Source organism: Pseudoalteromonas citrea (assembly GCF_000238375.3).
GTDB classification, from domain to species: domain Bacteria; phylum Pseudomonadota; class Gammaproteobacteria; order Enterobacterales; family Alteromonadaceae; genus Pseudoalteromonas; species Pseudoalteromonas citrea.
This window is the reverse complement of the sequence record NZ_AHBZ03000015.1, coordinates 315,961-342,533: the sequence shown is the minus strand read 5'-3', so window position 1 is coordinate 342,533 and position 26,573 is coordinate 315,961. Positions and strand designations below refer to the sequence as shown.

Annotated in this window: 25 protein-coding genes and 5 tRNA genes; 24 read left to right on the top strand and 6 right to left on the bottom strand. The window is 41.7% G+C overall.

Annotated elements, in window-relative coordinates; genetic code table 11:
• Positions 1–250 precede the first annotated feature (250 nt).
• From PCIT_RS09055 to PCIT_RS09045, 3 genes are all read left to right on the top strand, one after another.
• Positions 251–1,225 (top strand): hypothetical protein, encoded by a 975-nt coding sequence (locus PCIT_RS09055; RefSeq protein WP_010362858.1) that lies wholly within the window; start codon positions 251–253, stop codon positions 1,223–1,225.
• Positions 1,226–1,350: 125 nt separating this feature from the next.
• A complete protein-coding gene (locus PCIT_RS09050; RefSeq protein ID WP_010362859.1) occupies positions 1,351–1,752 on the top strand; it encodes a hypothetical protein in 402 nt (133 codons plus the stop codon).
• 75 nt (positions 1,753–1,827) lie between these two features.
• Positions 1,828–3,630: a hypothetical protein gene (locus tag PCIT_RS09045; RefSeq protein WP_010362860.1), complete on the top strand. Its 1,803-nt coding sequence runs from the start codon at positions 1,828–1,830 to the stop codon at positions 3,628–3,630.
• An 85-nt stretch (positions 3,631–3,715) separates the two neighbouring features.
• On the opposite strand, the gene PCIT_RS09040 is transcribed toward PCIT_RS09045, so the two are convergent.
• Together PCIT_RS09040 and tal are read right to left on the bottom strand one after the other, a co-directional pair.
• Entirely contained in the window at positions 3,716–3,907 is a 192-nt protein-coding gene (locus tag PCIT_RS09040; protein ID WP_010362861.1) for a DUF3545 family protein, read from the bottom strand.
• Between the two features lie 229 nt (positions 3,908–4,136).
• Positions 4,137–5,087, bottom strand: a complete 951-nt coding sequence (gene tal, locus PCIT_RS09035) for a transaldolase (RefSeq protein WP_010362862.1) — start codon at positions 5,085–5,087, stop codon at positions 4,137–4,139.
• Between the two features lie 255 nt (positions 5,088–5,342).
• On the opposite strand from tal, the gene yaaA reads away from it, so the two are divergent.
• The 3 genes from yaaA (at position 5,343) to PCIT_RS09020 (ending at position 7,734) form a co-directional block, all read left to right on the top strand.
• The gene (gene yaaA / locus PCIT_RS09030) at positions 5,343–6,122 is read left to right on the top strand and encodes a peroxide stress protein YaaA (RefSeq protein WP_010362863.1); all 780 of its coding nucleotides are present in this window, start codon (positions 5,343–5,345) and stop codon (positions 6,120–6,122) included.
• Between the two features lie 132 nt (positions 6,123–6,254).
• A complete protein-coding gene (locus PCIT_RS09025) occupies positions 6,255–6,512 on the top strand; it encodes a hypothetical protein (RefSeq protein WP_010362864.1) in 258 nt (85 codons plus the stop codon).
• Positions 6,513–6,552: 40 nt separating this feature from the next.
• Positions 6,553–7,734 carry an MFS transporter gene (locus PCIT_RS09020; protein ID WP_010362865.1) on the top strand — a complete coding sequence of 394 codons (1,182 nt, stop codon included), beginning with the start codon at positions 6,553–6,555 and terminating at the stop codon, positions 7,732–7,734.
• Here the strand turns inward: PCIT_RS09020 and PCIT_RS09015 are convergent.
• On the bottom strand, positions 7,713–8,504 hold the full coding sequence (locus PCIT_RS09015) for a hypothetical protein (RefSeq protein WP_192992787.1): 792 nt from the start codon (positions 8,502–8,504) through the stop codon (positions 7,713–7,715). The genes PCIT_RS09020 and PCIT_RS09015 overlap by 22 nt on opposite strands.
• Before the next feature lie 209 nt (positions 8,505–8,713).
• Between PCIT_RS09015 and PCIT_RS09010 the strand changes: the two genes are divergently transcribed.
• From PCIT_RS09010 to PCIT_RS09000, 3 genes are read left to right on the top strand one after another with little or no spacing between them, the layout of a single operon-like run.
• Complete coding sequence (locus tag PCIT_RS09010) at positions 8,714–9,028, top strand: 2Fe-2S iron-sulfur cluster-binding protein (protein ID WP_040696260.1); 315 nt, start codon at positions 8,714–8,716, stop codon at positions 9,026–9,028.
• On the top strand, positions 9,025–10,413 hold the full coding sequence (locus tag PCIT_RS09005; RefSeq protein WP_021032182.1) for an FAD/NAD(P)-dependent oxidoreductase: 1,389 nt from the start codon (positions 9,025–9,027) through the stop codon (positions 10,411–10,413). The genes PCIT_RS09010 and PCIT_RS09005 overlap by 4 nt, the downstream gene beginning before the upstream one ends.
• On the top strand, positions 10,413–11,627 hold the full coding sequence (locus PCIT_RS09000) for an NAD(P)/FAD-dependent oxidoreductase (RefSeq protein WP_010362869.1): 1,215 nt from the start codon (positions 10,413–10,415) through the stop codon (positions 11,625–11,627). The genes PCIT_RS09005 and PCIT_RS09000 overlap by 1 nt, the downstream gene beginning before the upstream one ends.
• A gap of 36 nt (positions 11,628–11,663) precedes the next feature.
• Here the strand turns inward: PCIT_RS09000 and srmB are convergent, their stop codons facing one another.
• The gene (srmB, locus tag PCIT_RS08995) at positions 11,664–12,896 is read right to left on the bottom strand and encodes an ATP-dependent RNA helicase SrmB (RefSeq protein ID WP_010362870.1); all 1,233 of its coding nucleotides are present in this window, start codon (positions 12,894–12,896) and stop codon (positions 11,664–11,666) included.
• Between the two features lie 68 nt (positions 12,897–12,964).
• Here srmB and PCIT_RS08990 point away from each other — a divergent pair, with 68 nt between their 5' ends.
• Complete coding sequence (locus PCIT_RS08990; RefSeq protein WP_010362871.1) at positions 12,965–13,666, top strand: tRNA1(Val) (adenine(37)-N6)-methyltransferase; 702 nt, start codon at positions 12,965–12,967, stop codon at positions 13,664–13,666.
• A gap of 158 nt (positions 13,667–13,824) precedes the next feature.
• Positions 13,825–14,331 carry a hypothetical protein gene (locus tag PCIT_RS08985; protein WP_010362872.1) on the top strand — a complete coding sequence of 169 codons (507 nt, stop codon included), beginning with the start codon at positions 13,825–13,827 and terminating at the stop codon, positions 14,329–14,331.
• Positions 14,332–14,402: 71 nt separating this feature from the next.
• Here the strand turns inward: PCIT_RS08985 and fldB are convergent, their stop codons facing one another.
• A complete protein-coding gene (fldB, locus tag PCIT_RS08980; protein ID WP_010362873.1) occupies positions 14,403–14,924 on the bottom strand; it encodes a flavodoxin FldB in 522 nt (173 codons plus the stop codon).
• Between the two features lie 80 nt (positions 14,925–15,004).
• Between fldB and xerD the strand changes: the two genes are divergently transcribed.
• The 12 genes from xerD (at position 15,005) to PCIT_RS08920 (ending at position 24,103) form a co-directional block, all read left to right on the top strand.
• Complete coding sequence (gene xerD, locus PCIT_RS08975) at positions 15,005–15,931, top strand: site-specific tyrosine recombinase XerD (protein WP_010362874.1); 927 nt, start codon at positions 15,005–15,007, stop codon at positions 15,929–15,931.
• A gap of 61 nt (positions 15,932–15,992) precedes the next feature.
• Positions 15,993–16,733 carry a bifunctional protein-disulfide isomerase/oxidoreductase DsbC gene (gene dsbC / locus PCIT_RS08970; RefSeq protein ID WP_010362875.1) on the top strand — a complete coding sequence of 247 codons (741 nt, stop codon included), beginning with the start codon at positions 15,993–15,995 and terminating at the stop codon, positions 16,731–16,733.
• 74 nt (positions 16,734–16,807) lie between these two features.
• A complete protein-coding gene (gene recJ, locus PCIT_RS08965) occupies positions 16,808–18,532 on the top strand; it encodes a single-stranded-DNA-specific exonuclease RecJ (protein ID WP_010362876.1) in 1,725 nt (574 codons plus the stop codon).
• 121 nt (positions 18,533–18,653) lie between these two features.
• Positions 18,654–19,752, top strand: a protein-coding gene (prfB, locus tag PCIT_RS08960; RefSeq protein WP_157592766.1) for a peptide chain release factor 2 whose coding sequence is annotated in 2 segments (ribosomal slippage) — positions 18,654–18,728 and positions 18,730–19,752 — 1,098 coding nt in all. Because the reading frame shifts where the segments join, the coding sequence is not laid out codon by codon here.
• Positions 19,753–19,779: 27 nt separating this feature from the next.
• Positions 19,780–21,321, top strand: a complete 1,542-nt coding sequence (gene lysS, locus PCIT_RS08955) for a lysine--tRNA ligase (RefSeq protein WP_010362878.1) — start codon at positions 19,780–19,782, stop codon at positions 21,319–21,321.
• 234 nt (positions 21,322–21,555) lie between these two features.
• A complete protein-coding gene (locus PCIT_RS08950) occupies positions 21,556–21,744 on the top strand; it encodes a hypothetical protein (protein ID WP_010362879.1) in 189 nt (62 codons plus the stop codon).
• 119 nt (positions 21,745–21,863) lie between these two features.
• A tRNA-Ser gene (locus PCIT_RS08945) sits at positions 21,864–21,956 on the top strand.
• 58 nt (positions 21,957–22,014) lie between these two features.
• A tRNA-Arg gene (locus tag PCIT_RS08940) sits at positions 22,015–22,091 on the top strand.
• 67 nt (positions 22,092–22,158) lie between these two features.
• Positions 22,159–22,235 (top strand) — tRNA-Arg (locus PCIT_RS08935).
• 160 nt (positions 22,236–22,395) lie between these two features.
• A tRNA-Arg gene (locus PCIT_RS08930) sits at positions 22,396–22,472 on the top strand.
• Positions 22,473–22,634: 162 nt separating this feature from the next.
• Positions 22,635–22,711 (top strand) — tRNA-Arg (locus PCIT_RS08925).
• 240 nt (positions 22,712–22,951) lie between these two features.
• Positions 22,952–24,103: an exo-beta-N-acetylmuramidase NamZ family protein gene (locus tag PCIT_RS08920; protein WP_010362880.1), complete on the top strand. Its 1,152-nt coding sequence runs from the start codon at positions 22,952–22,954 to the stop codon at positions 24,101–24,103.
• On the opposite strand, the gene PCIT_RS08915 is transcribed toward PCIT_RS08920, so the two are convergent.
• Positions 24,100–24,948 (bottom strand): MurR/RpiR family transcriptional regulator, encoded by an 849-nt coding sequence (locus PCIT_RS08915; RefSeq protein ID WP_010362881.1) that lies wholly within the window; start codon positions 24,946–24,948, stop codon positions 24,100–24,102. The two genes, PCIT_RS08920 and PCIT_RS08915, sit on opposite strands and share 4 nt — an antisense overlap.
• A gap of 244 nt (positions 24,949–25,192) precedes the next feature.
• On the opposite strand from PCIT_RS08915, the gene PCIT_RS08910 reads away from it, so the two are divergent.
• A complete protein-coding gene (locus PCIT_RS08910; RefSeq protein ID WP_010362882.1) occupies positions 25,193–26,569 on the top strand; it encodes a Na+/H+ antiporter NhaC family protein in 1,377 nt (458 codons plus the stop codon).
• Positions 26,570–26,573: the final 4 nt, after the last annotated feature.

The window sequence follows — 26,573 nt, the reverse complement described above, 5'->3', positions numbered from 1 at the left end:
TGAATTGCGGTAACTTTTACTATTAATTCTTTTTTATGATTTATTTTATAATAAAACTCATGACCTTATGATTTTATTATAATTATAATGACTTTTTATTTAGAAAATTATAGTATCACTTTTCGCAATTAAACTACTTGAGAAATGGACTTTAAAAGTAGTAAATAACGATGCACGAATAGGTGCTCGTTGTTCCCGTATTTAAAGCCCACCTCTATGTAATACTCATAAAAAATAATAAGGATTATTAATGAGAAGAGCTCTTGGCTTAGCCCTACTTTGTACATTACCCACTTTATCTTTTGCCAATTCAGACGAGTCTGGTCTAATGGAAGAAGTTGCAGCTGCATGTTATAAAATGCGCGCAACAGATTGGTTCGATGAACCGTCAATCGGCTCCGACAACAAGCTGGCACAAGAAACCGTCTTTGCTAATGAATATGAACAGCTACGGTTACAACTCGAAGCGTTAAATCCAAACTATGCCCAAAATACACAAAGAGTTGATATTTCAGGGCGCGCTGCCAAGCCGTTTAATGACGTTATCACTTATTGCTCTGACAAAATGACAGCGCTAAAGCGCTACACCCGAGAATTAGCGGAACTGAAAGTCACCAGAGCTGAAGCTGAACGTATACGGTTAGAAGAAGAGGCACAGGCGAAAGCAGACAAAGAATATGCTGCGCAGATGGCTGCACAAGACTTAGATGTGAAACTAACGGATATTGCTGCTGAGCATGGTTATGATGCATATATTGGGAGTATTCGAGCGTTCTATCAAAAGCATTATGCTGGGGCAAGTATTGATGAGCTGGCAGAGTACGCCATGGTGCCAGCAGAAGATGCTGAGCGTTATACGATGCAACGTGTAATAGGTGATTATGCGATTTATCAAGGGACAGATAATGCCTCGCCACATACACGTTTAATTGCATTAGAAAAAACCTCTGACGGCTCGTATGGCCAATATGCTAGGTTGCCTTTAGAAGCCTATGTAGTATTAGAGAAAAAGACGTTTAAAACTTGGCGCGGCGGCGAAAAAGAGATCCTTGTTTTTGGTCGTGCTGAAGACCACCCGGTGGGAGGGTCGTTTCTAGTCTGGCTTTTCTTGCTTATTATCGCTGGTGGGGCTGGATATCACTTCCGTGAGCAGTTATTACCGCATTTAGAGCCATTATTGAATAAAGCAAAGCAAGCTAAAGATGATTTAGAAGCACGTAAATAGACCTATCCAATTGTAATGTTACATAAGGCCCTACTAGGGCCTTATTTTGTTCTATTAATAAAAATATATGCCAATCAAATAGGTAGGCTTATTTTTAAATGGGCAGTCAAGAAGGAATAATCACCATGAGAGACTCATTAGAAGCTTCAACTATAGCCAAAGAACATGGCTTTGATCAGCATGTCACCTGCCTTAGTGAGATCTATGCAAAGCTCCGTGCAGGAGCAACTGTACAGAGTATGAAAAGCTATGCCATTTTTATGGAGGGGGAGGTTTTTTACGCGTTGAAGTGTGTGGTGGGTGAGTATGCAATTTATGAGGGTAGTTCGGGAACTGAGCGAAAAAAAAGGCTGATTGCGCAAGAGATAAATCCTGAGCTCTTTTATGCCAAATATACTGCTTTTCCTAAGGGCATATATGTGATTAAAGACAAGCGCCGTTTTGCGATTAAAGTTGAATCAAGTAGTGATTTTGAATTGCTTGATGCTGAACAAGAGGTGCTGATTTTCCGGAGTTTAATGGATTAATTGGAGAGTGAACAAATAGAATAATCGAGGCCGTTTGTATATAATATGGGTAATTAAAATAATGAGGGTGATAAAGTGGCAAAAAGGTTAATATTTTTGTTTTTTTGTGGGGTGTTATTAAATGGCTGTGGCGGTGGGTCTAATAATCAGGAGCCGACTACATCGACAGTGAACAATACCGCTCCACTTTTATCAGGTATTGTGGATACAGACATAAAAGCGCTAGAGGAGTTTGTGCTGGAGTTAGCAGCTTCTGACAAGGAAGGCGATGTCATCTCATTTAGGATTGACAATAAACCTCAGTGGTTAAACTATGAACAGAAAGACAGTGTTATTCAATTAACAGGCACCCCTGGTTTTTTAGATATTGGTGAATACCAAGTAGATTTAAAGGTCACCGATGGTGTTTTATCTACAGACTATAAACTGGCTATTTCAGTATTAGATAATGAGACTAAGTGGGCGCCGATAGACATTACCCAAAGTGATATTGAGGGCGGGTGGCAAAACCAGCAAGAAAATTTGGCGCTAGTGATGAATTCAAAACAGCGCGGCGTTTTATTTGCGGATGATGAGCTTAAAGAAATTGATTACCAGATTGAGAAAGGTGTAGAGGTTTCTTGGTTTGATGATGAGGTGGGTGAAAATAAAAGATTGTTTAGTTTCGATATTTTGGATAAACGTGACGGGCAATTACGTGTGGTCATGCGAAATGATAAACAGGTCAAAGCATTGACCCTCGCACGATTAGAAAGGCCAGAAGAGACACTAACATTCTCTATTGATGATGGCGCTGATTCACGTATAAGGTTATTTGAATTGGCAAATACGCCGGAGAGTGAGTCTTTGATTCGTATCCCAAAAGCAAAGGGAGAATCAAACTACAATAATTTATCAGGATCATATAACTCTGCAAATGGAGAGTTTATGGCTGCATCACCGACATTTTTAGATGGTACTTATGCGATACCTGAGAGTTGGGAACTGGAAACTGCAGAACTTGAAGCGACTATTGAAAGTCTGTCTATTTTAGGGGTGTTTAATGGGGTGTTATTTTATAATAGTGTTGTGAGTTATACATCAGCTGTGACACCTGAAGAGGTCCAGGACAATGACAGAGCGTGGTTAGCAAGTGTTCTTGCAGGCCCAGTGGTCAACACAAATACGCTCATTATGCAGCCACTTTTAAAGGCTGAAGCGCCGACGTTCAAAGTGGGGGGCGTGTATACATCAGGCTTACTGATACAAGAAAACGTGCAATTCAATGAGCGAGATGTCCATTTAAATAGTGCTGTATTTGAAGTGCTTGATCAAAATACGTTGCAAATATCATGGAATTTTTCAGGCAAAATACCTGCAGAAATCTATTCCTTTGAGTATGCTTTTGAAGGTGAGCTCTTAAAGCTAACGCGCAATGGCAAAACCACATCACATCGCTTTTTAATGATGCCCAATGGACATGTCGGTATGGACATCTCATTTTTTAATGACGGAGAGAGTCAGCGTCGTTCGAGAAATTTGGTCATTTTTAAAGAGGTGGATACGCGCATTACACAAGATGATTACTTTCATACTTTTGTTAATCGTGAAGCAGGGCATCGCGTCATGCAAATAATACCGAATGAGAACAAATTAGAGTCAGGGAATTTCATCCGCTGGGAAGCGAATGGCAGTGTGACAGTATTACGTGGTTCTTGTGATTTAGCTGACTCATTTGAGGCTTGCGAAGCCTATTTAAACAGTCAAGAGTATGTCAATGCGGAGTATGAAAATTATAAAATGCTTTACAAATCAGATGACTTTGTATTATTTGAGTACCTTCGTTATTCAATGAGTGGAGATATACTCCAATCATTACGCACGTTTAATATTCAATAAATATTTTTACTTAACTACTTAATCAATATTTTCATTAAGATAAGTGTGTATTTAAAAAGGCTCCTAAGGAGCCTTTTTGACTGACTTAAACAAGATCCAAATCATCTAAGTCTAGGTTGTCTGCGAAGTAGTCTAGTTCCTGTAGTTCTTTGCGAAGACGCTGTTTATCTTTTAGCGCTTCAATTTCGCGCCACTTTCTCTTTTTACTTTTTTGAGAGGCTCGTTTTTTTGTTTCAGGACCTTCTAGTATTTCAATTATATCGTCTAGGCTATCCATGAATATCTCCTAATTGATTATTAACCTCAATAACGCTTTCGCGCCAGCTTTGTGTGCGTGCCCTAGCACTACAAGCAACTTTGGTATACCACAACTCGGCTAAAAATAAAACAATATTGTGTCAGATAGGTTAAAACAAAGTGACAGTTTGATGAAGGTCAAAAAGAACCTGGCATAAAAAAACGCCGTATAAAACGGCGTTTTTAAATAAAGTAAGCTGACTAGTGGGTTATAGCGCTTTAAAGCGTGCTTCCAGTGTTTCTTGCGCGTCTGCAAAAGACCGAATACCTTCAGCTAGCTTTTCTGTTGCCATAGCATCTTGATTATGTAACCAACGAAATTGTGCTTCTGTTAAAGGAGTTGGTTTTGCTTCCAGTGGGTAGTTGTTTTCAAGTAGGTATTCTTGTGCATCCGTTAAGTTACCGAGCTCTTCAAGTAACCCTGGGCTAATAGTAAGCTTGTCACAGCCTGTTAGAGCAATGATCTCACCTGTGTTACGGAAGCTGGCACCCATAACAACAGTAGTATATCCATGGCGTTTGTAAAATTCATAAATACTGCACACAGACTGTACACCAGGATCATTAAGTGGGTCGGTTGGCTTTTCTAGGCCATTAGCCACATGCCAATCTAAGATACGACCAACAAACGGTGAGATGAGAAATACGTTAGCATCGGCACAAGCTCTGGCTTGTGCTTGGCTAAATAGTAGAGTCAAATTACACTTTACGCCTTCTTTTTCAAGTTGCTCAGCGGCTTTGATACCTTCCCACGTTGATGCAATCTTGATCAGAATTTTATCTTTACTTACACCTTCTTGTTCATACAGTTTCAACAAAGTGTTGGCTTTATTGATCATGGCTTGTGCGTCAAAAGACAAACGAGCATCAACTTCGGTAGAAATGTAACCTGGGACAATCTCCGCAATTTCTTTACCGATCAGTACTGCGAAGTAATCGCAAGCAAGCTCTAGCTGTTGTTGAGCGTCTGATTCATTTGCTTTGGCAAAGTCCCATGCTTTTTGTAAATAAGCTTGGTATGCAGGCATTTCACTTGCTTTAAGTAATAGCGATGGGTTTGTTGTAGCATCTTCTGGTTGATGCTTACGAATGGCTTCAATGTCGCCGGTGTCGGCAACAATCGATGAATGTTGTTTTAGCCTATCTAGTGCTGATGTCATTAGCTGTCCTCATTCCTATTTGCAGCAAATTTAAAGTGTAATTACGCTATGTTGCAGTACTGTGATTTGCTTTAATAGGTCAATTGTCCGTATCTAAAAAGACTCAAGGTAGATAAGCACAACCAGAAGGAACATTTAGGTAATTACACGAATTAGGGCTATCCCATACTGATTCAAAGGTTATTCTAAGCTTGAAGTCAAACAGGGATAGTGTTGAAATTGACATTAAATAATTTTCAAGTCAATAGGCTAGCCATGATCACGGTAATATCTCCTGCAAAAAATTTGGATTACGACACTCCTGCACATATTTCACGCCATACACAAGGGCAATTGCTTGAGCATAGTGAGGAATTAATGACGGTATGCCGTGAATTATCTCCTCAGCAAATCGGCAGCTTGATGAAAATCAGTGATAAATTGTCAGGATTAAATGCCGCACGATTTAGTGAGTGGTCTCAGCCGTTTACGCCAGAGAATGCGAAGCAAGCGGTACTGGCATTCAATGGTGATGTATATACCGGCTTAGATGCAGCAAGCTTAGATGACGCGACATTAGACTATGCGCAAAATAATCTCCGTATTTTATCTGGGCTTTATGGTGTATTAAGGCCGCTTGATCTGATGCAAGCTTATCGCTTAGAGATGGGCACTAAGTTAGAAAACAGCCGTGGCAAAAATCTATATGAATTTTGGGGGACGGTTATTGCTGAGAATTTAAATCAAACGTTGGCTGAGCAACAGGCAACACACATAGTGAATTTAGCGTCAAATGAATACTTTAAAGCGGTTAATAAAAAGACATTAAGCGCAGACATTATTACACCCATATTTAAAGACTGTAAAAATGGACAATTTAAAGTCATTAGCTTTTATGCCAAAAAAGCGCGCGGTATGATGGCACGTTTTATTATGGAGCATAAAATAACAAGCCTTGATGCGCTTAAAGCGTTTGATGTTGCGGGCTATTATTTTAGTGAAGAAGCAACGGTTAAAGCTAACGAGCCGGTGTTTTTACGTGCTGAACAAGGTTAAGCTCGCTACATATTCTTACAAAATACGATAAGTACTCAAGTGTTAAAAGCGTTTATGATGCTATACGGATACCTTTCCATAAACTTAGGTTTATAGGTCTAAGTAATATCGTATTTGTAAGGAGCAGTCGATATGGTAAAAAGTGCGATATTAATAACATCATTTGTGTGTTTAATAACTGGGTGTGGTAGCGTCAATACATCGATCACGAGCAAAGGATTGAGTTGCGAGCAAGCACATTCACAATGCAAATCGTATTGTTATGATGATACGTCACAGCCCGGAGCTCAGCAACAAACGTGTTTAGATAGATGCTATGAAACACGCAATAGTTGCCGAGTGTCACCTGATGATCCGTTTGTGATCCCCAAACCGACTGTGGGGTGGTAACGTCCATGCGACCGAATTTTTTTAAATTAAGCTACCCGATATGAACAAAAACGTACTGCTATTAGCAATGTGCCAAGGGTTAATTACGACGGGCAACATTTTACTCGTTACCATTGCGGCATTGGTGGGCCAAGCCTTGAGCCCTTCAGCTGCATTGACGACCTTACCTGTAGCGACTCAAATGTTTGGCTTACTTATCGCGACGATCCCTGCATCATTGGTGATGGCAAAAATAGGGCGTCGGCGAGGGTTTAGCTTAGGCAATATTGTGGGATTAAGTGGTACATTTTTAGGCTACTTTGCGTTGCATGAAAGTGCGTTCTTGTTGTTTTGTATTGCTACTCTTTTAATTGGTATCGGCATTGGTTTTGCGACTCTTTATCGTTTTGCAGCGATAGAGGCAAGTGATAATCCAGCCACAGCGATATCTATAATCATGGCAAGTGGAGTGGTTGCAGCCATACTGGGGCCAAATTTAGCGGTATGGGTAACGAGTTACTTTCCTAGTATTAATTATGCGAATGTTTTTATTTCACTGAGCGGCTTGTACTTACTGGCGCTATTTTTACTGCAAGCAGTCAGGTTTAATGAAGTAAGCGAGACATCGAATTCACAAAAGGCGAGAGGGTTACGAGAAATTGTGATGCAGCCGCAGTTTATAACGGCAGTGTTAATTGCGATGTTGAGCTATACGATAATGAACCTATTGATGACGGCAACCCCCTTGGCCATGCATCGTCATGGTTTTGACTTAGCTGATTCGGCTCTGGTCATAGAATGGCATGTATTAGGTATGTTTGTGCCCTCCTTTTTCACCGGAAAGTTGATTCAGCGCTTTGGGCAAACACCCATTATGGCGTCAGGCGGGCTATTGATCATTGCGTGCTGCGTTATTAACTTATTGGGAGTGAGTCATTGGCACTTTTTATTCGCACTGTGCATTTTAGGTGTTGGCTGGAATTTTATGTTTATTTCGGCCACCCATATGGTGAGTGAAACTTATCACTCAAGTGAAAGGGCGAAAGCACAAGCCAGTAATGAGTTTTCTGTATTTAGCATGGTTGCAATATCCTCGTTAGGTGCTGGTTGGTTAGAGGCTGTTGCTGGTTGGCGTTTTTTGAATATGATGAGTATTCCAATCATGCTGATAGCGCTTGGCGTGATTTACTGGTTTACGTTACAAAAAGAAACGCCGTTAACTCAGATACCTTTAGGCAGGTGAGTGTAGGCGATCACGATTTCATCTCTAAACGCACTGTCTAAATGTCGCTGCTCAATACGATATTTTTGACAAAAATCACGTGCGGATCCCGTTTGTTTGAGTAGGCCAATATGGGCATATTTGTCTAATACTGTCTGCCATTTATTTGTAATATGTGCCGGCGGGCTCGGCAGAAGCTCAATAATTTCTTGTGCGCTTTTGAACTCACTGTGCATGGCAACTTTTAACATCTCATCATTGGCAGCGGCCAGCCAGCTTGTTTGGTTTTTTCCGACGCATATAATGGGTAAAAAAGGTGCCAGTGCAGGGCATACCTCATTTCGATATAATTCTACTTGCCAATAAGGGCGTGCGATATGAGCAAATTGCTTGAAGCTGGTAATTTGACTAAACCCAGACTGTGCAAAAGGCACTATTTCTACTCTAGGTTTATTTGCATCAACAGTATCGTTGGCTACATCAATGTACCACTGATCGATCACCATGGCATTTTGAAAAAACTCATCCCTTAAGGAGCCCCACACTTTTTGTAATTCAGGTCGCTGCTGTTGAGCGGTTTTCAGTATATTCAATATCGGGAATTCAGTGTAGCTTTGATGTTGCATCAATAAGCTATACATTTCATCCCTGATCTCTTTGCAGCGTCCAAGAGGGTATGGCTTACCTGCAAAGTGTGGGTATTTTGGTGCTAATGTTAAGTCTGCTTTTAGGCGCAGCTGAGCCAACGCACTGCATAATGCTCCTTGTTGTTCTTTCGAAATATTCATCATTTGCTCCTTTGATATTGGCCACTTTATTTGCTCAATATACCGTGAGTAAGGGTTCTGTGGGTAGTAAATCAAGATCTAGATCAAAAAAAACACAAAAAGTTAACTCTTTGTAACTTTGTTGTTTGTTTTTTATCCCTGTTGAATTTAACCTGCGCACAGCAGGGTAAGTTCAAATTTCTTCAAGTGAGATTTAAAAATAGAGGCAAGTTATGAAGTGTTTAAGGCGAACAAAGGACATTGTGCCCATTACATCACCGTCATTTGAAATAACCGTTAATCAGCGACAGGTTACAGCAAGTGAAGGGGAGACTATTTTATCCGTACTCTTAGCAACAGAACACAAGGCTCTGATGGTGAATGACCATCAAGGTATATCTGGTGCATATTGTGGTATGGGCGTTTGTCATTGTTGTCATGTGAAAGTGAATAAGCGCTATAAAAAACGTGCATGTCAAACGGTTGTAAAGCCCCAAATGGTTGTTGAAACGTTAACGAATCGTTTTTCAGAAGAGGGCATAAAATGACACATTCATGTCCTGTGGTGATTGTTGGGGGAGGCCCTGCAGGCATAGCCGCAGCGGCTCAACTAGGAAAGTTGGGTATTACGAGCAAAGTCATCGAAGAAGCCTCAAAAATTGGCGGGGTTATTTATCGTGGCCCGTTACGAAATACACACAGTCTTCCTCATTTAGATGATAATTTAAAACGGGCAATGGCGGCACTGCAAACACGTTATCACGCTAGTCGAACTCATATCGAATTATTAGAAAACACCCGAGTTCTTGGGCCTGAAGGCGAACATTCTTTACTATTGAATAAAAATGAAACGCTAAGCAATATTAAATACCAAGAGCTCATTTTAGCAACGGGTTGCCACGAGAGAAGTATACCCTTTGAAGGTTGGCAGCTACCTGGCGTAATGCTCATGGGTGGTGTGCAGTTACAGATCAAAAGTGGCTTAGTACAGCCAGGCCGAAAAATGGCTTTAGTAGGTACGGGGCCGTTATTGCCCTTAGTGGCTTGCCAGCTGCACAAATCAGGTGTTGATGTTGTGGGGGTTTATGAGGCGAGTCAGTTTAGTAAATTAGCGAAAGAAGCCGTCGCATTATTGAATAAGCCAAAACTAACTTTGTCGGGCTTGAGCATGATGGGTTATCTGAAAAAGCATGATATTCCGTTTTATTATGGTTGGGGCATTGTTAATGCTCAAGGAGAACACTCATTAAAAAATATTACAGTAGCGCCTTACAATGACCGTTGGCAAGCGGATCTTAATCAAACAAAAACACTTGATGTAGAAGCCCTTGGTGTTGGTTATGGTTTTGTAGCTCGCAGTCAACTGGGTATGTTAATGGGTTTGGATCATGAGTATAGCAGCGTGAGTGGCAGTATCCCGACACTAGATCAGTGGCAACATAGTAGTGTATATAATATTTATGTTGCAGGTGATAGCAGTGGTTTACTCGGTGCGGATGCCGCAATTTGTGAAGGGCAAATTGCTGCGCTCAGGATAGCGCAAAGTCGGGGAGTCTTAACGGGTAAAGAAGCCGCGCAGCATGCTGGAAAAGTGATGAGAAAACTAGATCGAATTAAGCGTTTTCGATTTGGTTTCGATCGGTTTTCAGCAAGGCAAGTTGGCCTAATGGAGTTAACTAAACCAGCAACAGTAGTATGTCGATGTGAAAAAACTACGCGGGCACAAGTCGATATCGCATTAGCGCAAGGTGTCAAAGATATCACCAGTTTGAAGATGCGAACTCGACTGGGCATGGGAGACTGCCAAGGGAAAACATGTGCAAGTTATGCGATTGACAGGCTACATCAATCTGGCTGCAAAGATAACATCGGGGCTATTAAACCCCGCTTCCCTCTAGATCCCATCCCGTTTACTTTTTTGGAGGAGCAATAATGAAAAAATTTGATGTTGTTATTGCCGGCGGTGGTGTGATTGGTGCCGCATGTGCTTATTTTTTGAGTAGAGATACAAAGCTAAAAGTGGCTTTAATTGATATAAAAAAACCAGGAAACGCATCGCGGGCGTCAGCTGGTGGACTGTGGGCTATAGGCGAGTCTGTAGGGTTAGGTTGTGGCGTGATTTTTTTTAAAACGCTTTCTAAATTACAAAGTGAAGCTAAAGGGAAAGATATACCGGTCATGCGGCCGCATCAACTTCCAGATTGCTTTTTTGAATTTGCGCTAGCCTCTAATGCTATGTATCCATCATTACATAAAGAGCTACTTGAGCAACATGGTGTAGATTTTAAATTTGAGAAAACGGGCCTTAAGTTCATTATGTATAATGAAGACGACCGTATTTATGCCGATCAGATCACCAGTGGTATTCCACACTTAGCAGATCAAATTCGCTGGTTAGATGCACAGCAGCTCAAAGAAGAGGAACCCTACATTACTGATGATGCCATTGGCGCCATAGATTTTATCTGTGACCATCAAGTTAACCCTTATCGATTGGTTGATGCGTACTTAGAAGGTGCACGGCAAAATGGTGTAGAGCTGGTGCTAAATAGTGAAGTGAATCAAGTACTACGAGAAGGCGACAGGGTTACGGGGGTGACAACTCAAGAAAACACATACCGCTGTGATACGCTGATAAATGCCGCAGGAGCTTGGGCTGATACTTTGTTTAATAAAGCAACGGGTTTGAATATGCCGGTTTACCCGGTTAAAGGCCAAATTGTGCTATCTGAACGTTTACCAAAAGTGCTAAATGGCTGTGTCAGTACCAGTGATTGTTATATCGCCCAAAAAGACAATGGTGAAATTTTAATTGGTTCTTCTACCGAAGAAAAAGGGTTTGATACGACGAATAGTTTGGATAAAATTACCGAGCTTTCTCAAGGGGCATTGAAGTGCCTACCTATTTTAAAAGACAGTAATATCAAACGCTGCTGGGCAGGACTCAGACCAGGGACACCTGATGAACTACCGATACTGGGTTATGTGCCCGGTGTTGAAGGCTATATTAATGCCTGTGGACATTTTCGTACCGGAATAGTTACATCGGCGATCACAGGAAAGCTGATCATGGAGTTAGTTACAGGGCAACAAACGAGCTTAGATTTAACGCCGTTTAGTGTATCGCGCTTTTTTACGCAAGAGTAAAACTAAAATGGCCTCATAGAGGCCATTTTATTCAGGTTATTTCTTTTTCTTAATTTTCGTTTTTGCTTTTTTCTTCGCTTTCATTTTGACTGGATCTTTTTTCTTTTTAGGCGGTCGCGCTTCTTTATTTTGCGGCTCTAACCCTTTAATAACACGTCGTTTTAAACCTAAATCAATATAACGCTCAATTTTTGCTAAAATCGCGACGTCATGGGCTTCAACAAATGAAATTGCAGTGCCTTTTTTACCCGCTCTGGCAGTACGACCAATGCGGTGTACGTAAACATCGGCGGTACGCGGTAAGTCAAAGTTTATCACATGCGTGATGTCGGCAACGTCAATACCACGGGCTGCAACATCGGTGGCAATCAAAATACGGGTCCGACCGCTCTGGAAATTAGCCATGGCAGTCATACGTTTGTCTTGTGGCATTTCACCACGTAGCCATGTTGTTTTTACGCCATGCGTATAAAGTTCACCCACTAACTGCTCTAGACGCTCGCGGGTTTTGACGAAGACAATGGCTTTGTGTACTTCTTCTTCGCTTTGCAGTAAATGCAGCAGTAATTCTAACTTGTGTGTGTAGTTGTCAGCCAAATGAACCCACTGGTGAATTTTGGCTTTTTCTTTACGCGATGACTCTGCTTCAAGCAGTGCAGGGTCATTTAAGATGCGCTCAGCGAACAATTCGACGCTGTCGCCTTCTAATGTGGCTGAAAACAAGAAACATTGACGACGATTTTTGGCTTCTTCACATATGCGCAGCATTTCTTTTTTGAAACCTAAATCAAGCATGCGATCAGCTTCATCCAAAATGAGCAGTTCTACGTTTTCCGCATGAAAGTTTTCAGTTTCAAGGTATTCCATCAACCGACCTGGGGTTGAAATTAAAATATCGTTATTTTTTTCAAAGATCTCTTTATGGGTACCATAATTAATACCTCCAGTAACCACCCCGATTTTTAGGTGAGTACTGGCTGCAAGCAATTGGCACTGCTCATGAATCTGGTAAGCAAGTTCACGGGTTGGTGTCATAATTAAGACCCGAGCAAAACCAGGTTCTTTGCGTGGGAAGTCTAGCAAATGTTGAATGGCAGGGATCAAGAACGCAGCGGTTTTACCGGTACCCGTTGGGGCTGACGCTAAAATATCGCGTCCAATTAACGCTTCAGGAATTGCCAGCTGTTGAATACTGGTGGCGGTTTGATAACCCATTTTGTCAATAGCGGTCAACACTTTGGCATCAAGATCAAATTCAGAAAATTGCATAGCACATCATAAATAAAGGACAATGGTGACAATTATACGCGTGATGGCGATTTTCGAAAAGGTGAATAATGGCTGGCTTTGCATTTAAACAGTTTAAGGTACAACAAAATAATGCCGCAATGAAGGTATCGACCGATGGGATCTTACTAGGCGCTTGGGCAAATATTCATGATGCGAGCAGCTTATTAGACATAGGAACTGGTACGGGGTTATTGGCGCTGATGTGTAAACAACGTAATCAAAACTTGGAGATTGATGCGGTGGAAATTGATGCGCAAGCAGTGGGAGATGCGCGTGCCAATATCTTAAATAGCCCTTGGTCTGATATTACCGTTCATCAATCTGCGATTCAGGACTTTTCTAGTGAAACAAAGTTTGATGTAGTGATCAGTAACCCGCCGTATTTCAATCATAGTTTACAAAGCCCTGATAGCGCGCGGACGAAAGCGCGCCATACCGAAGGGCTAAGCTTTAGTGAGTTGCTCAGCGCCTATATTCGTGTAAGTCATTCGCATAGCAAATTGATGGTTATTTTACCCTGTGTAGAAGCTGATATGTTTACTGAACATGCCAATATGATGGGTTTACACCTGCATAGAGTGTGTAATGTTCAGATGACGCCAACAAAACCTGCCAGTCGTCGCCTTATGGAGTTTTCATTGATATCTACTGAAACAAGGTGTGTGAGTTCATTGTGTGTTCGTAATAGTGATAATACGTATACGACAGAGTACATTGCGTTATGTCGGGGTTTTTATTTAAAGATGTAATACCAAGATAACCTAGAATCAAGTGTGACTTTATGAAACAGGTAGGCCATTGCTGTTTTCAAATTACACCACCTTACAGGTGCTTTATTTATGCAATAAAATTCTTCAAAATGACATTGAATACTATTTGTAGGTGATAACTTAAAGGAAAGCTGGTGATGGATCCGATTATACGTAAGATTTTGACATTTTTAGAGCGCATAGAATTACCTTTTCAACTAAGTCACTTAACACATGATACCTTTTTGCCAGGGTTGAGGTTGCAGCAAGGTGTTTTGCATATCGATATTGATAAATTACTCTATGCGGGTGATATATTGCATGAGGCAGGGCATATAGCAGTGTGTGAGCCGACTGAGAGGCACCTATTAAGTGATGATGTTTATAAATGTCGTAGTAATAAAAGCTGGATGAAAGGAGAGGAAATTGCCGCAATAGCATGGTCTGTTGCAGCGATTCAACATGTTGGTTTACCAACCAGTGTGGTATTACACCCTGATGGATATAAGGGATCTAGCGAGAATCTGATTATGGTTTTTGAAAACAATGAATTGTATGGTCAGCCCTTGTTAGCCGCATGGGATATGATAGATTCTGTTGAAGATTTTCCGAACGTAAGAACTTGGATCCGCGAGGTGTCATGGGTGGACCCTGCGATGGTCTAATTGGTGAGAATGCCAATTAAACCACATGACTTTAGTGTTTCACAGCGTGGGCGCGCGGTGCTTTGTTAGAGTTAAAGCGAGTCACTATACTGGGTCATGATAAGTTCTATCCAGCTAGCAATGCGGTCGTCGCTTTTTTCATATTGGCTATCTTCATCAAGGGCAAGACCGACAAAGTGAGTACCCTCTTCGGTGAGTGCTTTTGATGCTTCAAATTCATAATCCGCAGTATTTGGCCAATAACCAAGAAAGTTAACGCCTTGTGGTTTTATTTTATCATGTAGCATACCGAGCGCATCTTGAAACCATTGGCCATAACCTTGTTGATCGCCCATGCCAAATAAGGCAATGGTTTTTCCCGCTAGGTCGACATTCTCGATGTCATCCCAGCACGACTCCCAGTCTTCTTGTAATTCACCGAAGTCCCATGTTGAGATCCCTAGGATCAAAAAGTCATATTGCTCTGCATTTTTTAATGGTTCATCTTTGATATTGTGTAATGAAACCGTTTCTTCACCTATAATTTCTCTGATTTTCTCAGCTGCCATTTCGGTGTAGCAGGTTGTTGAACCATAAAATAACGCTATCTGCATGGTGTTTATCACTTTCTAATTGACTGTTATGATAGGCGCGAAGTCTACCCTATGACGTTAAAAATTGATACAGGAAGCCTGTGAGCGAATACCTCAATGACAGTGACAGCACCAATAGTAATGCTGACTATATAGAAGCATTTTTAGACTCTTTATTTTTAGAGCAAGGATTGAGTGATAATACCTTATCTGCGTATCGTTCAGACTTGGATAAATTCTGCCAGTTCTTAATTAAATCGAGCCGAGATATTTCATTGATGGAGGTTGAAAGCCACGACATTGAAGCGTATTTGGCTTATCGGGTTGATTCGGGCCTTAAATCACGAAGTACGGCACGTTCAATTAGTGCGTTAAAAAGATTTTTTTTATATTGGGTAAAAGAGAAAGTAATTGCTGTGACGCCATTGCTCAGTATTGCGCAACCTAAAATAGCGCAGTCTTTACCTAAAACATTGACTGAGCAAGAAGTTGAAGCGTTACTAGACGCCCCTGACACCGATGATGCGCTGGGTTTACGTGATAAAGCTATGCTAGAACTCTTATATGCAACGGGTTTGCGAGTAACAGAACTTGTTGGTATGCGTATAGAACAAATTAACTTGCGCCAAGCGGTTGTATTAGTCAGAGGTAAAGGTGGTAAAGAACGCTTAGTACCGATGGGTGAAGAAGCATTGCATTGGATCGAACAATTTTTAAAGGTTGGTCGCTCACAGTTGATTAAGCATGCCACTGATTTTGTGTTTCCGTCAAAGCGCGGGGTTGGGATGACACGACAAACCTTTTGGCATCGTATTAAACACTATGCTATTTTGGCAAATGTAACGTCGCCTTTATCACCCCATACGTTGCGTCATGCTTTTGCAACACATTTGCTGAATCATGGCGCTGACTTACGAGTCGTCCAAATGATGCTTGGCCATAGTGATTTGTCGACAACACAGATTTATACACATGTTGCAAGTGAACGATTAAAATCGCTACACCAACAGCATCATCCCCGAGCATAAGGGAATTTTTTTGAAATTCTCCGGTCTTAGTGGGTACCACATAATAATTAATGAGCAGAATATGAAAAAACTATTTTTAGCTGCTGCCTTAGCATGTAGCTTTTCGACACTGGCGACCAGTGAGCCAGAGTTAGCAGTTCCAAGCCCGATGGTGGCAGATCCAATTACAGAACAGTTTTCGAATTTAGGGGTTATTGTTAAGAGTATTTCAGATAGCCCAATCGCGAACTTGAAAACCGTGATCACCGATAAAGGCGTATTGTATGCCAGTGCAGACGGTAAGTATCTTATACAAGGCACGGTGATTGATCTTGATAATCGTGAAAATATTACGGAAGGCGCGTTAAGTGGCTTGCGTAAGGAAGGGGTTGCCGATTACCAAGAGTCTATGATTGTCTATAAGGCAGAAAATGAAAAGCACCAGATCACGGTCTTTACAGATATCACGTGTGGTTATTGTCGTAAGTTGCATCGTGAGTTAGATGATTACTTGGCGGCAGGGATCACAGTAAAGTATATGGCATTTCCGCGTGGTGGATTACGTGGTTCAGGGTATGAAGATTTAAGAAATGTGTGGTGTGCAAAAGATGCAGCGCAAGCCATGACAGATGCGAAAGCTGGTCAGGCAGTGGCGAAAGTTGAAAACTGTAGTGCGCCAGTTGCTGAGCATTATGAGTTAGGCCAAAGTTTTGGCATTACTGGTACGCCAGCTATTATTTTAGAAGATGGCACATTGATCCCGGGTTATCAACCAGCAGCTTCTTTATCTAAAGCATTGGATGACAACAGCAAAAAATCGTAATTTTGATATACTACTATCATGACTAAAAAAGGCCTTAAGGCCTTTTTTATTGCCTAAAATACTTGAGATGTTGAATGAACACAGAGATACGCACACGTCCGTTTGTTGAGGACAGTCATTTACCCGCCCATTTACACCCCGTCATCAAACAGATTTATGCAACCCGAGGCGTACTAGATGCCTGTGAATTAGACAATAGTGCTAAAACACTGCTGGATTTCAAGTTATTTAAAGATATAGATAAAGCCAGTGATATTTTAATCGATATGCTCGGTAAAAAATCAAATGTATTAATCGTCGGAGACTTTGATGCGGATGGGGCAACAAGTACGGCTGTACTGATGGAAGGGTTGCCACAATTTGGTTTTACACGCGTTGATTATTTGGTACCAGACCGCTTTAGCTTAGGCTATGGCTTAAGCCCTGCGTTGGCTGAACAAATTGTGCAACTTAACCCTGACTTAGTGATCACAGTGGATAACGGCATTTCCTGTGTCGCTGGTATCGATATTGTTAAGCAAGCGGGTATTACTGTGATTGTCACCGATCACCACCTGCAGGGAGAGCAGCTCCCCAATGCTGACGCAATCGTCAATCCAAATCGCCATGACTGTGGGTTTCCTTCTAAGTCAATTGCTGGGGTTGGGGTGGCGTTTTACTTATTGATCGCACTGCGCAATGCATTGCGAGAACAAGGGCACTTCACAACACATCCACAACCTAATTTAGCAGCTTTATTAGATATTGTTGCATTGGGTACTGTGGCAGATGTGGTGGCACTTGATGCAAACAATCGCACTTTAGTACACCAAGGTTTAGCAAGGATCCGCAGTGGAAATACGCGCCCAGGTATACAGGCATTGATTGAAGTTGCAAACCGTAATGCTGCACGTTTGAGTGCCAGTGATTTTGGTTTTTCATTAGCACCGCGTCTTAATGCTGCTGGCCGATTAGATGATATGAGTTTGGGTATAGCCTGCTTACTTTCAAAAGACATGAATCAAGCACGGCGTATCGCAGGTGAGCTCGACAGCTTAAATCACGAACGACGAGAAATAGAGCAAGGTATGCAGCAAGAAGCTCAGGCAGTGCTTGAGCGATTGGTATTGAGCAGTAAGAGCGTGCCAGATGCAGTGTGTTTGTATCAAGATGATTGGCATCAAGGGGTGATAGGGATTTTAGCGGGCAGGTTAAAAGAAAAATATCATCGACCTGCGGTTATTTTTGCACAAGGCGATAATGGTGAAATAAAAGGCTCATGCCGTTCGATTGACGGCTTACATATGCGAGATTTATTAGAGCAGCTAAATACCCAACAGCCCGGTTTAATTTTAAAATTTGGCGGTCATGCCATGGCGGCAGGGTTAACAATCCAAGAAACGCATTTTGAAGAATTTAAGCGTGCATTTGAAAGTGCGGTGGGTGAGCTGTTGTCAGAAGAGCATAAACAAAGTGTCTTGTTAACTGATGGTGCTTTACCTGCAGAGTGCTTTTCAATGGATTTTGCTCAGCTATTACAACAAGCAGGGCCATGGGGACAGCACTTTGCTGAGCCGGTTTTTTGTGGTGAATTTGAGTTAATTCAACAGCGTATAGTGGGTGAAAAACATTTAAAGCTGGTATTGAAACACCCTAGTGGCAAGTTAGTCGATGCGATTGCATTTAACGTCGATGTTAGGGCATGGCCGAATAATCAAGCGCAATCGGCGCAAGTTGCTTATCAGCTCGACATAAATGAGTTTCGGGGTAAGTTTTCATTGCAGTTAATAGTACGAGAAATCAGCGCAATAACCGCATAAAGAGATTTATAGCAGGGACAAACTTTGTTAATATGGCGCGTTTAACACTTGGGTTATTACATACCGTCGTAACACTGGTGTGATAACCAATAACAGTAGTAACATTTTTGGAGTAATGTGCATGTTTGAAGTGAATCCTGTGATTAATCAAATCAAGGACATTCGCGAGCGTACTGAGCTGCTTCGGGGGTATCTTTGACTACGCTCTAAAACAAGAGCGCTTAGAAGAAGTTAACGCTGAACTTGAAGACTCAGCAGTGTGGAATGAACCGGAAAGAGCTCAAGCACTTGGCCGTGAAAAATCAGCATTAGAAATAGTGGTGGAAACGATAGATAACCTCGTTGCTGGCGCAGATGATGTTGAAGGGCTGGTGGAGCTTGCGGTTGAGGCCGAAGATCAAGAAACTTTTGATGAAGCAGAACAAGAGTTAGCAGGGTTACTTGCGAGTCTTGAAAAGCTCGAGTTTCGTAGAATGTTCTCAGGTCCACACGATGACAATGATGCATACTTAGATTTACAGTCAGGCTCAGGCGGCACAGAGGCCCAAGATTGGTGTAACATGTTGCTGCGTATGTATTTGCGCTGGGGTGAAGCAAAAGGCTTTAAAGTTGAGCTAGTTGAAGCCACTGATGGTGATGTTGCCGGTATTAAAGGTGCTACGGTACGCTTTAGTGGCGAGTATGCCTACGGTTGGTTACGCACAGAAACTGGCGTACACCGTTTGGTTCGTAAGAGCCCATTTGATTCAAGTGGCCGCCGCCATACTTCATTTGCGTCTGCGTTTGTTTATCCTGAAGTTGACGACAACATTGAAATTGACATTAACCCAGCTGAATTACGCATTGATGTATATCGTGCCTCTGGCGCGGGTGGTCAGCATGTAAACACCACTGAATCAGCAGTACGTATTACCCACTTACCCACCAATACCGTGGTACAGTGTCAGAATGAGCGTTCACAGCATAAAAACAAAGCACAAGCGATGAAGCAATTAAAAGCCAAGTTGTTTGAACTTGAGATGCAAGCGCAGAACGCTGAGAAACAGTCACAAGAAGACGCTAAATCAGACATTGGTTGGGGCAGTCAAATACGTTCTTACGTATTAGATGACTCTCGAATCAAAGATTTACGTACTGGTGTCGAAAATCGAAATACGCAAGTCGTACTCGATGGAGACCTAGACAAATTTATCGAAGCTAGCCTGAAATCAGGCCTTTAATCAACAAGCTAAACTAAGAGCTAAAAAATGACAGATCAAATCCAAGACGAAAATAAACTCATTGCTGAGCGTCGTACTAAGTTGGATGCGATTCGCGAGAATTGCAGTGCCAATGGCCACCCTAACAGCTTCCGCCGTGAAGATTATACGGCAGATCTACAAGCTAAGTTTGGTGATAAATCGAAAGAAGAGCTTGTTGAATTAAACCAGCAGGCATCGGTTGCTGGGCGTGTACTGGCAAAACGTGGCCCTTTCTTAGTGCTGCAAGACATGAAAGGCCGCATTCAGGCTTATGCTTCTAAAGATGTACAAAAAGATCTAAAAGCAAAATATGGCCAGCTTGATATTGGCGATATTATTGGTGTAACAGGCCCAGTCCACAAGTCAGGCAAAGGCGATTTATACGTTGATATGGTGCAATACGAGTTATTGACTAAATCTTTACGTCCGCTACCAGAGAAGTTTCATGGTTTAACTGACCAAGAAGCCAAGTATCGTCAGCGCTATGTTGATTTGATCACTAATACTGATACGCGTGAAACATTCCGTATCCGTTCAAAAGTAATTGAAGGTATTCGTCGTTTCCTTGCTGAGCGCGAGTTCATGGAAGTTGAAACACCTATGCTACAGGTTATTCCTGGTGGTGCGACGGCGCGCCCATTTGCGACACACCATAATGCATTAGACATTGATATGTATTTGCGAATTGCGCCTGAGCTGTACTTAAAGCGTTTAGTAGTCGGTGGCTTTGACCGTGTATTTGAAATAAACCGTAACTTCCGTAATGAAGGTTTATCAACACGTCATAACCCTGAGTTCACCATGATTGAATTCTATCAAGCGTATGCAGATTACAATGACTTGATGAACTTAACTGAAGATATGTTACGTACAGTAGCACAAGATGTGTTGGGTACGACGACCATTGTTAATACTACTAAGAATGCAGAAGGTGAAGTTACTGACAGCGTTGAGTATGACTTTGGTCAGCCATTTGTGCGTTTAACCATGGCTGATGCGATCATTGAACACAGCGAAGAAGCGGCTAAGCAAGCTGAGATCTTCCAAGATCCTGAAAATCATTTTGAGGCGCTTAAAGCGTTTGCTAAACAAGTTCACGTTAAAATTCCTGAAAAGTGTGTATGGGGACCTGGTAAGTTCTTATGTGAAATCTTTGAAGAAGTGGCAGAGCATAAACTTATTCAACCGACCTTCATCACTGCATACCCATGGGAAGTGTCTCCGCTTGCACGTCGTAACGACGACAATGCATTTATCACAGACCGCTTTGAATTCTTCGTTGGTGGACGTGAATTGGCGAACGGTTTCTCTGAATTAAATGATGCTGAAGATCAAGCTGCACGCTTTGCTCGTCAGGTTGAAGAGAAGGATGCAGGTGATGATGAAGCAATGCATTATGATGAAGACTACATTCGCGCATTAGAATATGGATTACCGCCTACGGCTGGTGAAGGTATTGGTATTGACCGTTTAGTGATGCTATTTACTGACTCATCAACGATTAAAGATGTGATCTTGTTCCCTCATATGAGACCTCAAGCAGACTAACGCTGAGACCTTATGTGGTTTTAAATGAGAAAAGCGCCTTAATGGCGCTTTTCTGCTATTTATGTGCGAAATATCGTAGTTTACGACTTTAGTCTAATGCTTTTTAGAGGTATTACTCAAATAAAACAATACACTAGCTGCAACGACTTTTGTTTACCTTTTAATTCGGCTCAGTTCATGGCTGGTAACTGCTTAGTTGTTTTCTATACTGCTTGGAATAACTAAGGAATAATCATGAAAGAGTTAGATGAATTAAGGGTCTCAGAAGAAGATTCCGAACAAAGAAGAATGGCATACTGCAGAGTGTGTATTTGCGAATTTCAGCGTTTAGGTTATCAAGATGCGTATTTAGCAGAGTTGAAAAGCTCGAAAAAGGCATTACTAGATCAATATCCTCTCCCTCATTTACCAAATTCAGACTAATTTTTTGTGGAAAAGTCACCATTTTGACCAAGCTGGTTAATCTATCACCATATGACCTGATTTTACAAGAAAAGTGTTTGACATATTTTTTCTAGCCTATATTATACGCCCCACGACACGGAGAGGTGGCCGAGTGGCTGAAGGCGCTCCCCTGCTAAGGGAGTATAGGGTTTGTAGCCCTATCGAGGGTTCGAATCCCTCCTTCTCCGCCATTTATTTATAAATGGTTTGTCGTATCGATGAAGTATCGATTAAAATAGTACTTATTACGGACGCGTAGCTCAGCTGGATAGAGTACCTGGCTACGAACCAGGCGGTCGGAGGTTCGAATCCTCCCGCGTCCGCCACTTTTCTTTAAGTGGTTAAATATAAAAGATATCGCAATAAGCAGCGATATAAATAAAAACTTAATACGGACGCGTAGCTCAGCTGGATAGAGTACCTGGCTACGAACCAGGCGGTCGGAGGTTCGAATCCTCCCGCGTCCGCCACTTTTCTTTAAGTGGTTAAATATAAAAGATATCGCAATAAGCAGCGATATAAATAAAAACTTAATACGGACGCGTGGCTCAGCTGGATAGTTTATTTAGCTATGATGGCTACGAACAACGTTCATATCGGTAAAGTTCGATATAAATAAAAACTTAATACGGACGCGTAGCTCAGCTGGATAGAGTACCTGGCTACGAACCAGGCGGTCGGAGGTTCGAATCCTCCCGCGTCCGCCACTTTTCTTTAAGTGGTAAAATATAAAAGAGATCGCAGTAAGTAGCGATATAAATAAAAACTTAATTGCGGACGCGTAGCTCAGCTGGATAGTTTATTTAGTTATGATGGCTACGAACAACGTTCATATCGGTAAAGTTCGATATAAATAAAAACTTAATTGCGGACGCGTAGCTCAGCTGGATAGAGTACCTGGCTACGAACCAGGCGGTCGGAGGTTCGAATCCTCCCGCGTCCGCCACTTCTTTTGAAGTGAGCAATCAACCGATATGATTATTTATAGTCAATCGGTTTTTTTGTGTTTAAATTTCACGAATGATCTACCAAGTTCTTCCATTTTATTTTTTGTAGACCAAAGCTGCGTTGCGACATGTGAGTTTGGTATCATTTTTATGCTTCTTATTTATAGACATGCATGGTGATCTGACTATTGCATCGCTTTATCTTCTCAGTCATCATGGCAAAAATTTCTATTCTCATAATGATTATGCGCCTCTTCTTTATAGCTCTATTTACTTTACTTTCTCTAAACTCATTCGCTTTGCAGGTTGGAGCTGAGCGCTATGAGCAATATTTACCACTCTTAAAACAGCAGCGTGTGGCTCTCGTGGTTAATCAAAGCGCATATACCAAAGATGGACATTTATTGGATAGTTTATTGGCTAAGGGTGTGGCAGTAAGTAAAGTCTTTGCACCTGAACATGGTTTTCGTGGCAACCATGATGCAGGGGAACATGTTGCCTCTAATACGGATATAAAAACAGGCATACCCATCTTATCTCTTTATGGTAAAAATAAGCGGCCTAAAGCTGAGCAGTTACATGACGTTGATGTAATAATCTTTGATATACAGGATGTCGGTGTACGTTTTTACACTTATATTAGTACCATGCATTACATGATGGAGGCGGCCGCAGAGTACAATAAAATCTTTATTGTACTTGATAGACCTAATCCGAATATTACTTATGTTGATGGGCCAATTTTAGAGCCGAAATTTAAATCATTTGTTGGTCTACATCCAATTCCAGTGTTGCATGGTCTCACTGTGGGGGAGTTAGCTAAGATGATAGTGGGTGAAGGTTGGCTCGAGGAAAGTAAGCCGCTTGATTTGAAAGTGATCCCTATTGAGGGGTATACCGCTAGTATGACGTATGATTTACCGATCAAACCAAGTCCAAATTTACCCAACGCTCGAGCGATTGCTTTATATCCGTCATTGTGCTTTTTTGAAGCAACACCGGTCTCAGTGGGGCGGGGCACCGAATTTCCTTTTCAGGTGTATGGGTACGCACCGGTAAAGCTTGGTGAATTTTCATTTACACCCGAACCCATTATTGGCGCTGCATTAAACCCAAAGCTGAACGGTCAATCCGTGTTTGGGGTTGATTTGAGAAACCATAAAAGTAACGGACTAGATTTAAGCTGGTTAATAACCGCCCATCAACAACTATCGAAACAGAGAATTGAGCTTTTTACACACGCAAGCTTTATGGATAAGTTGGCGGGAACAGATAAATTAAGATTGGCAATAGAAGGCGGAGATTCTCAACGAGTTATTAAGCAGCGTTGGCAGCGGCCGTTGCAGCATTATTTGCAGCGCCGCCAACCATACTTACTATATAAACGTTAAATATGACGTAATTCACTCATATGTTCATTGGCGCGCTCTGCACGTTTTTGCCAATGTAAATTTGACTGCGTTAAACCAATAAATAGCACGTCAATCAAGTAACTTTGCGATGTGCGCGTTAATATTGATGCATGTTTAATTGGCTCATGATCAATGACGGTAAATAGCTTTATATTCGCTAAATCGCTTAAAGGGTTACTGCCATAGCGAGACATCGTAATAATCGTGCACTCATTAACAGCAGCTTGTTTGGTTACTTTTAAGACACCTTTGCTCTGTCCTGAATCACTAATAGAAATCAATAAGTCATCTTTACCCATAGTTGCGACGTAACTTGATGCTGATAATTCATCAACTTGTGCAATTGCAGGTAAACCGAGCTTTTGCAGCTTAAGCGCAAAGTCTTGGGCCATAGTATAACTTCCACCAACCGCACATATCATGATTTTTTTGGCTGACTTTATGGTTTGGATCGCACTCTCGAATTGATTTGGGGTATTGAGTTTATGCGTTTCAGACAAAATTGCGTGCTGGTTTGATAATAATTTGTCGGCGATTTGCTCTAGAGGATCATTGCTATTAATGATCCCTGTGGCAGGTCGTGGTTGTTGAACTTGTAAGTTAAGATCATCAACGACAGCCAGTTTGAAAGCGGGAAAGCCTTTATACCCGAGCTTTTGTGCAAACTTTACAACACTAGATTGGCTAACACCGGCTGCTCTTGCAAGTTCCACTGACGAGAGGGCTCTAATTTTAGCACTGGAGTTTAATGTGAAATCAGCAAGCTTAGCCTCGCTGTTCGATAGACTAGGCCTTAAAGCCTTTATTTTTACGAATGTAGACATGTTTGATACTTCACCTGTAACTAACTTGTAATTGTACTTATTATAGGTGCAATTGGAACGTTGCGATAGTGTTTACAGTTAGGATTATTGCTATTTTTTCACACATTGTACCAGTATGGGTACTAATGTTACATTTATGACTTTGATTGAACTGAAAAACTTGGTTTTTATTGTCGAACTGATTAAGCTGTTTGGCTGAATTTATTATTTTCGATTGTTGCTATTGCGACCTGTAAGGGAACTTATGACTTGGTATTCTATATTACCGCCATTAATAGCCATTTTAGTGGTTTTTTGGCGCAAGGAAGTGATTTTAGCGTTGGTATTAGCGCTATTAAGCTCAGAGTTTTTGCTGGTTTTGCAGGGTGATGCAAGCAATATACTTATGACAGTTGTGAATAGTGTTGAGCGTGTTGTTTCAGTCGCAACATCTGCAGGGAATAGCCGAATACTAATTTTTAGCATCGTGATTGGCGCATTACTGGCCTATATCCGAGAGTCTGGTGGTGTGGCTGCTACTGTGAACGTGTTGATGAATCGAGGGGTTGCTAAGAGCAAACGACAAGTTGGTTTATTAACGATGTTTACCGGAACTGCGGTATTTATTGAATCGAATATGAGTGTGCTGACCTCAGGTATCGTGTCTCGTGGCTTGTTTGATAAGTTTAAAATGAGTCGCGCCAGATTGGCCTACATTATTGACAGTACCAGTGCTCCAGTATGCATTTTGATTTTGCTCAATGGTTGGGGGGCGTATGTGCTGGGGCTGCTAAGTAACTATGAGTTAGAGCAATCGGCGGTTAGCATTTTGTGGGGCAGTGTGGCATTTAATTTTTACGCCATTATTGCACTGCTTATTGTGTTATACACCATCGTGTTCGACAAAGTTCACGGCCCAATGAAACAAGCGGAGCAGCAGCTTACAAAGCACTCAGTGGAAATGGATAGCGGCCCTGCAGCAAGTAAAGCACGCTTTATGCTTATTCCATTATTGACCTTAATTGTCAGTATGGTTGGCTTTATGTTTTGGACTGGGGGTGGTGAGCTTGCGCAGGGGAGTGGTTCAAAGTCGGTGTTGTACGCAACCGTATTGGCGTGTGCAGTCGCTTATCTATTATTGTTGACCCATAAACGTTTCACACATCATCAGCTCGTTGATGTGGGGTTTAAAGGAATGGGTGAGTTATTACCGCTTGTTTCTATTGTATTGCTCTCATTAACACTAGGTGCAAGCCTTAAAGAGTTAGGAACGGGGGTTTTCGTCGCCTCTTTAGTGGGTGACTACTTACCTATTTACTTTATTGTGCCAGTGCTATTTTTAACGGGCGCGGTGATGTCATTTACCACCGGGACTTCATGGGGCACATTTGCGATTTTAATCCCTATTGGTGTACCTCTAATTCAGACGTTGGGATTACCTCCTTCGCTGGTTGTTGGGGCAATTTTAAGTGGGGGTATTTTTGGAGATCATTGCTCGCCTATTTCTGATACAAGTGCCGTTTCAGCACTGGCATCGGGTTGTGATCTATTAACGCATGTGAAAACACAATTGCCTTATGCATTAGTGGGTGGCGCTCTTGCGCTTATAGGCTTTTTTGTCGCTAGCATCATTTTAATTTAAGCGA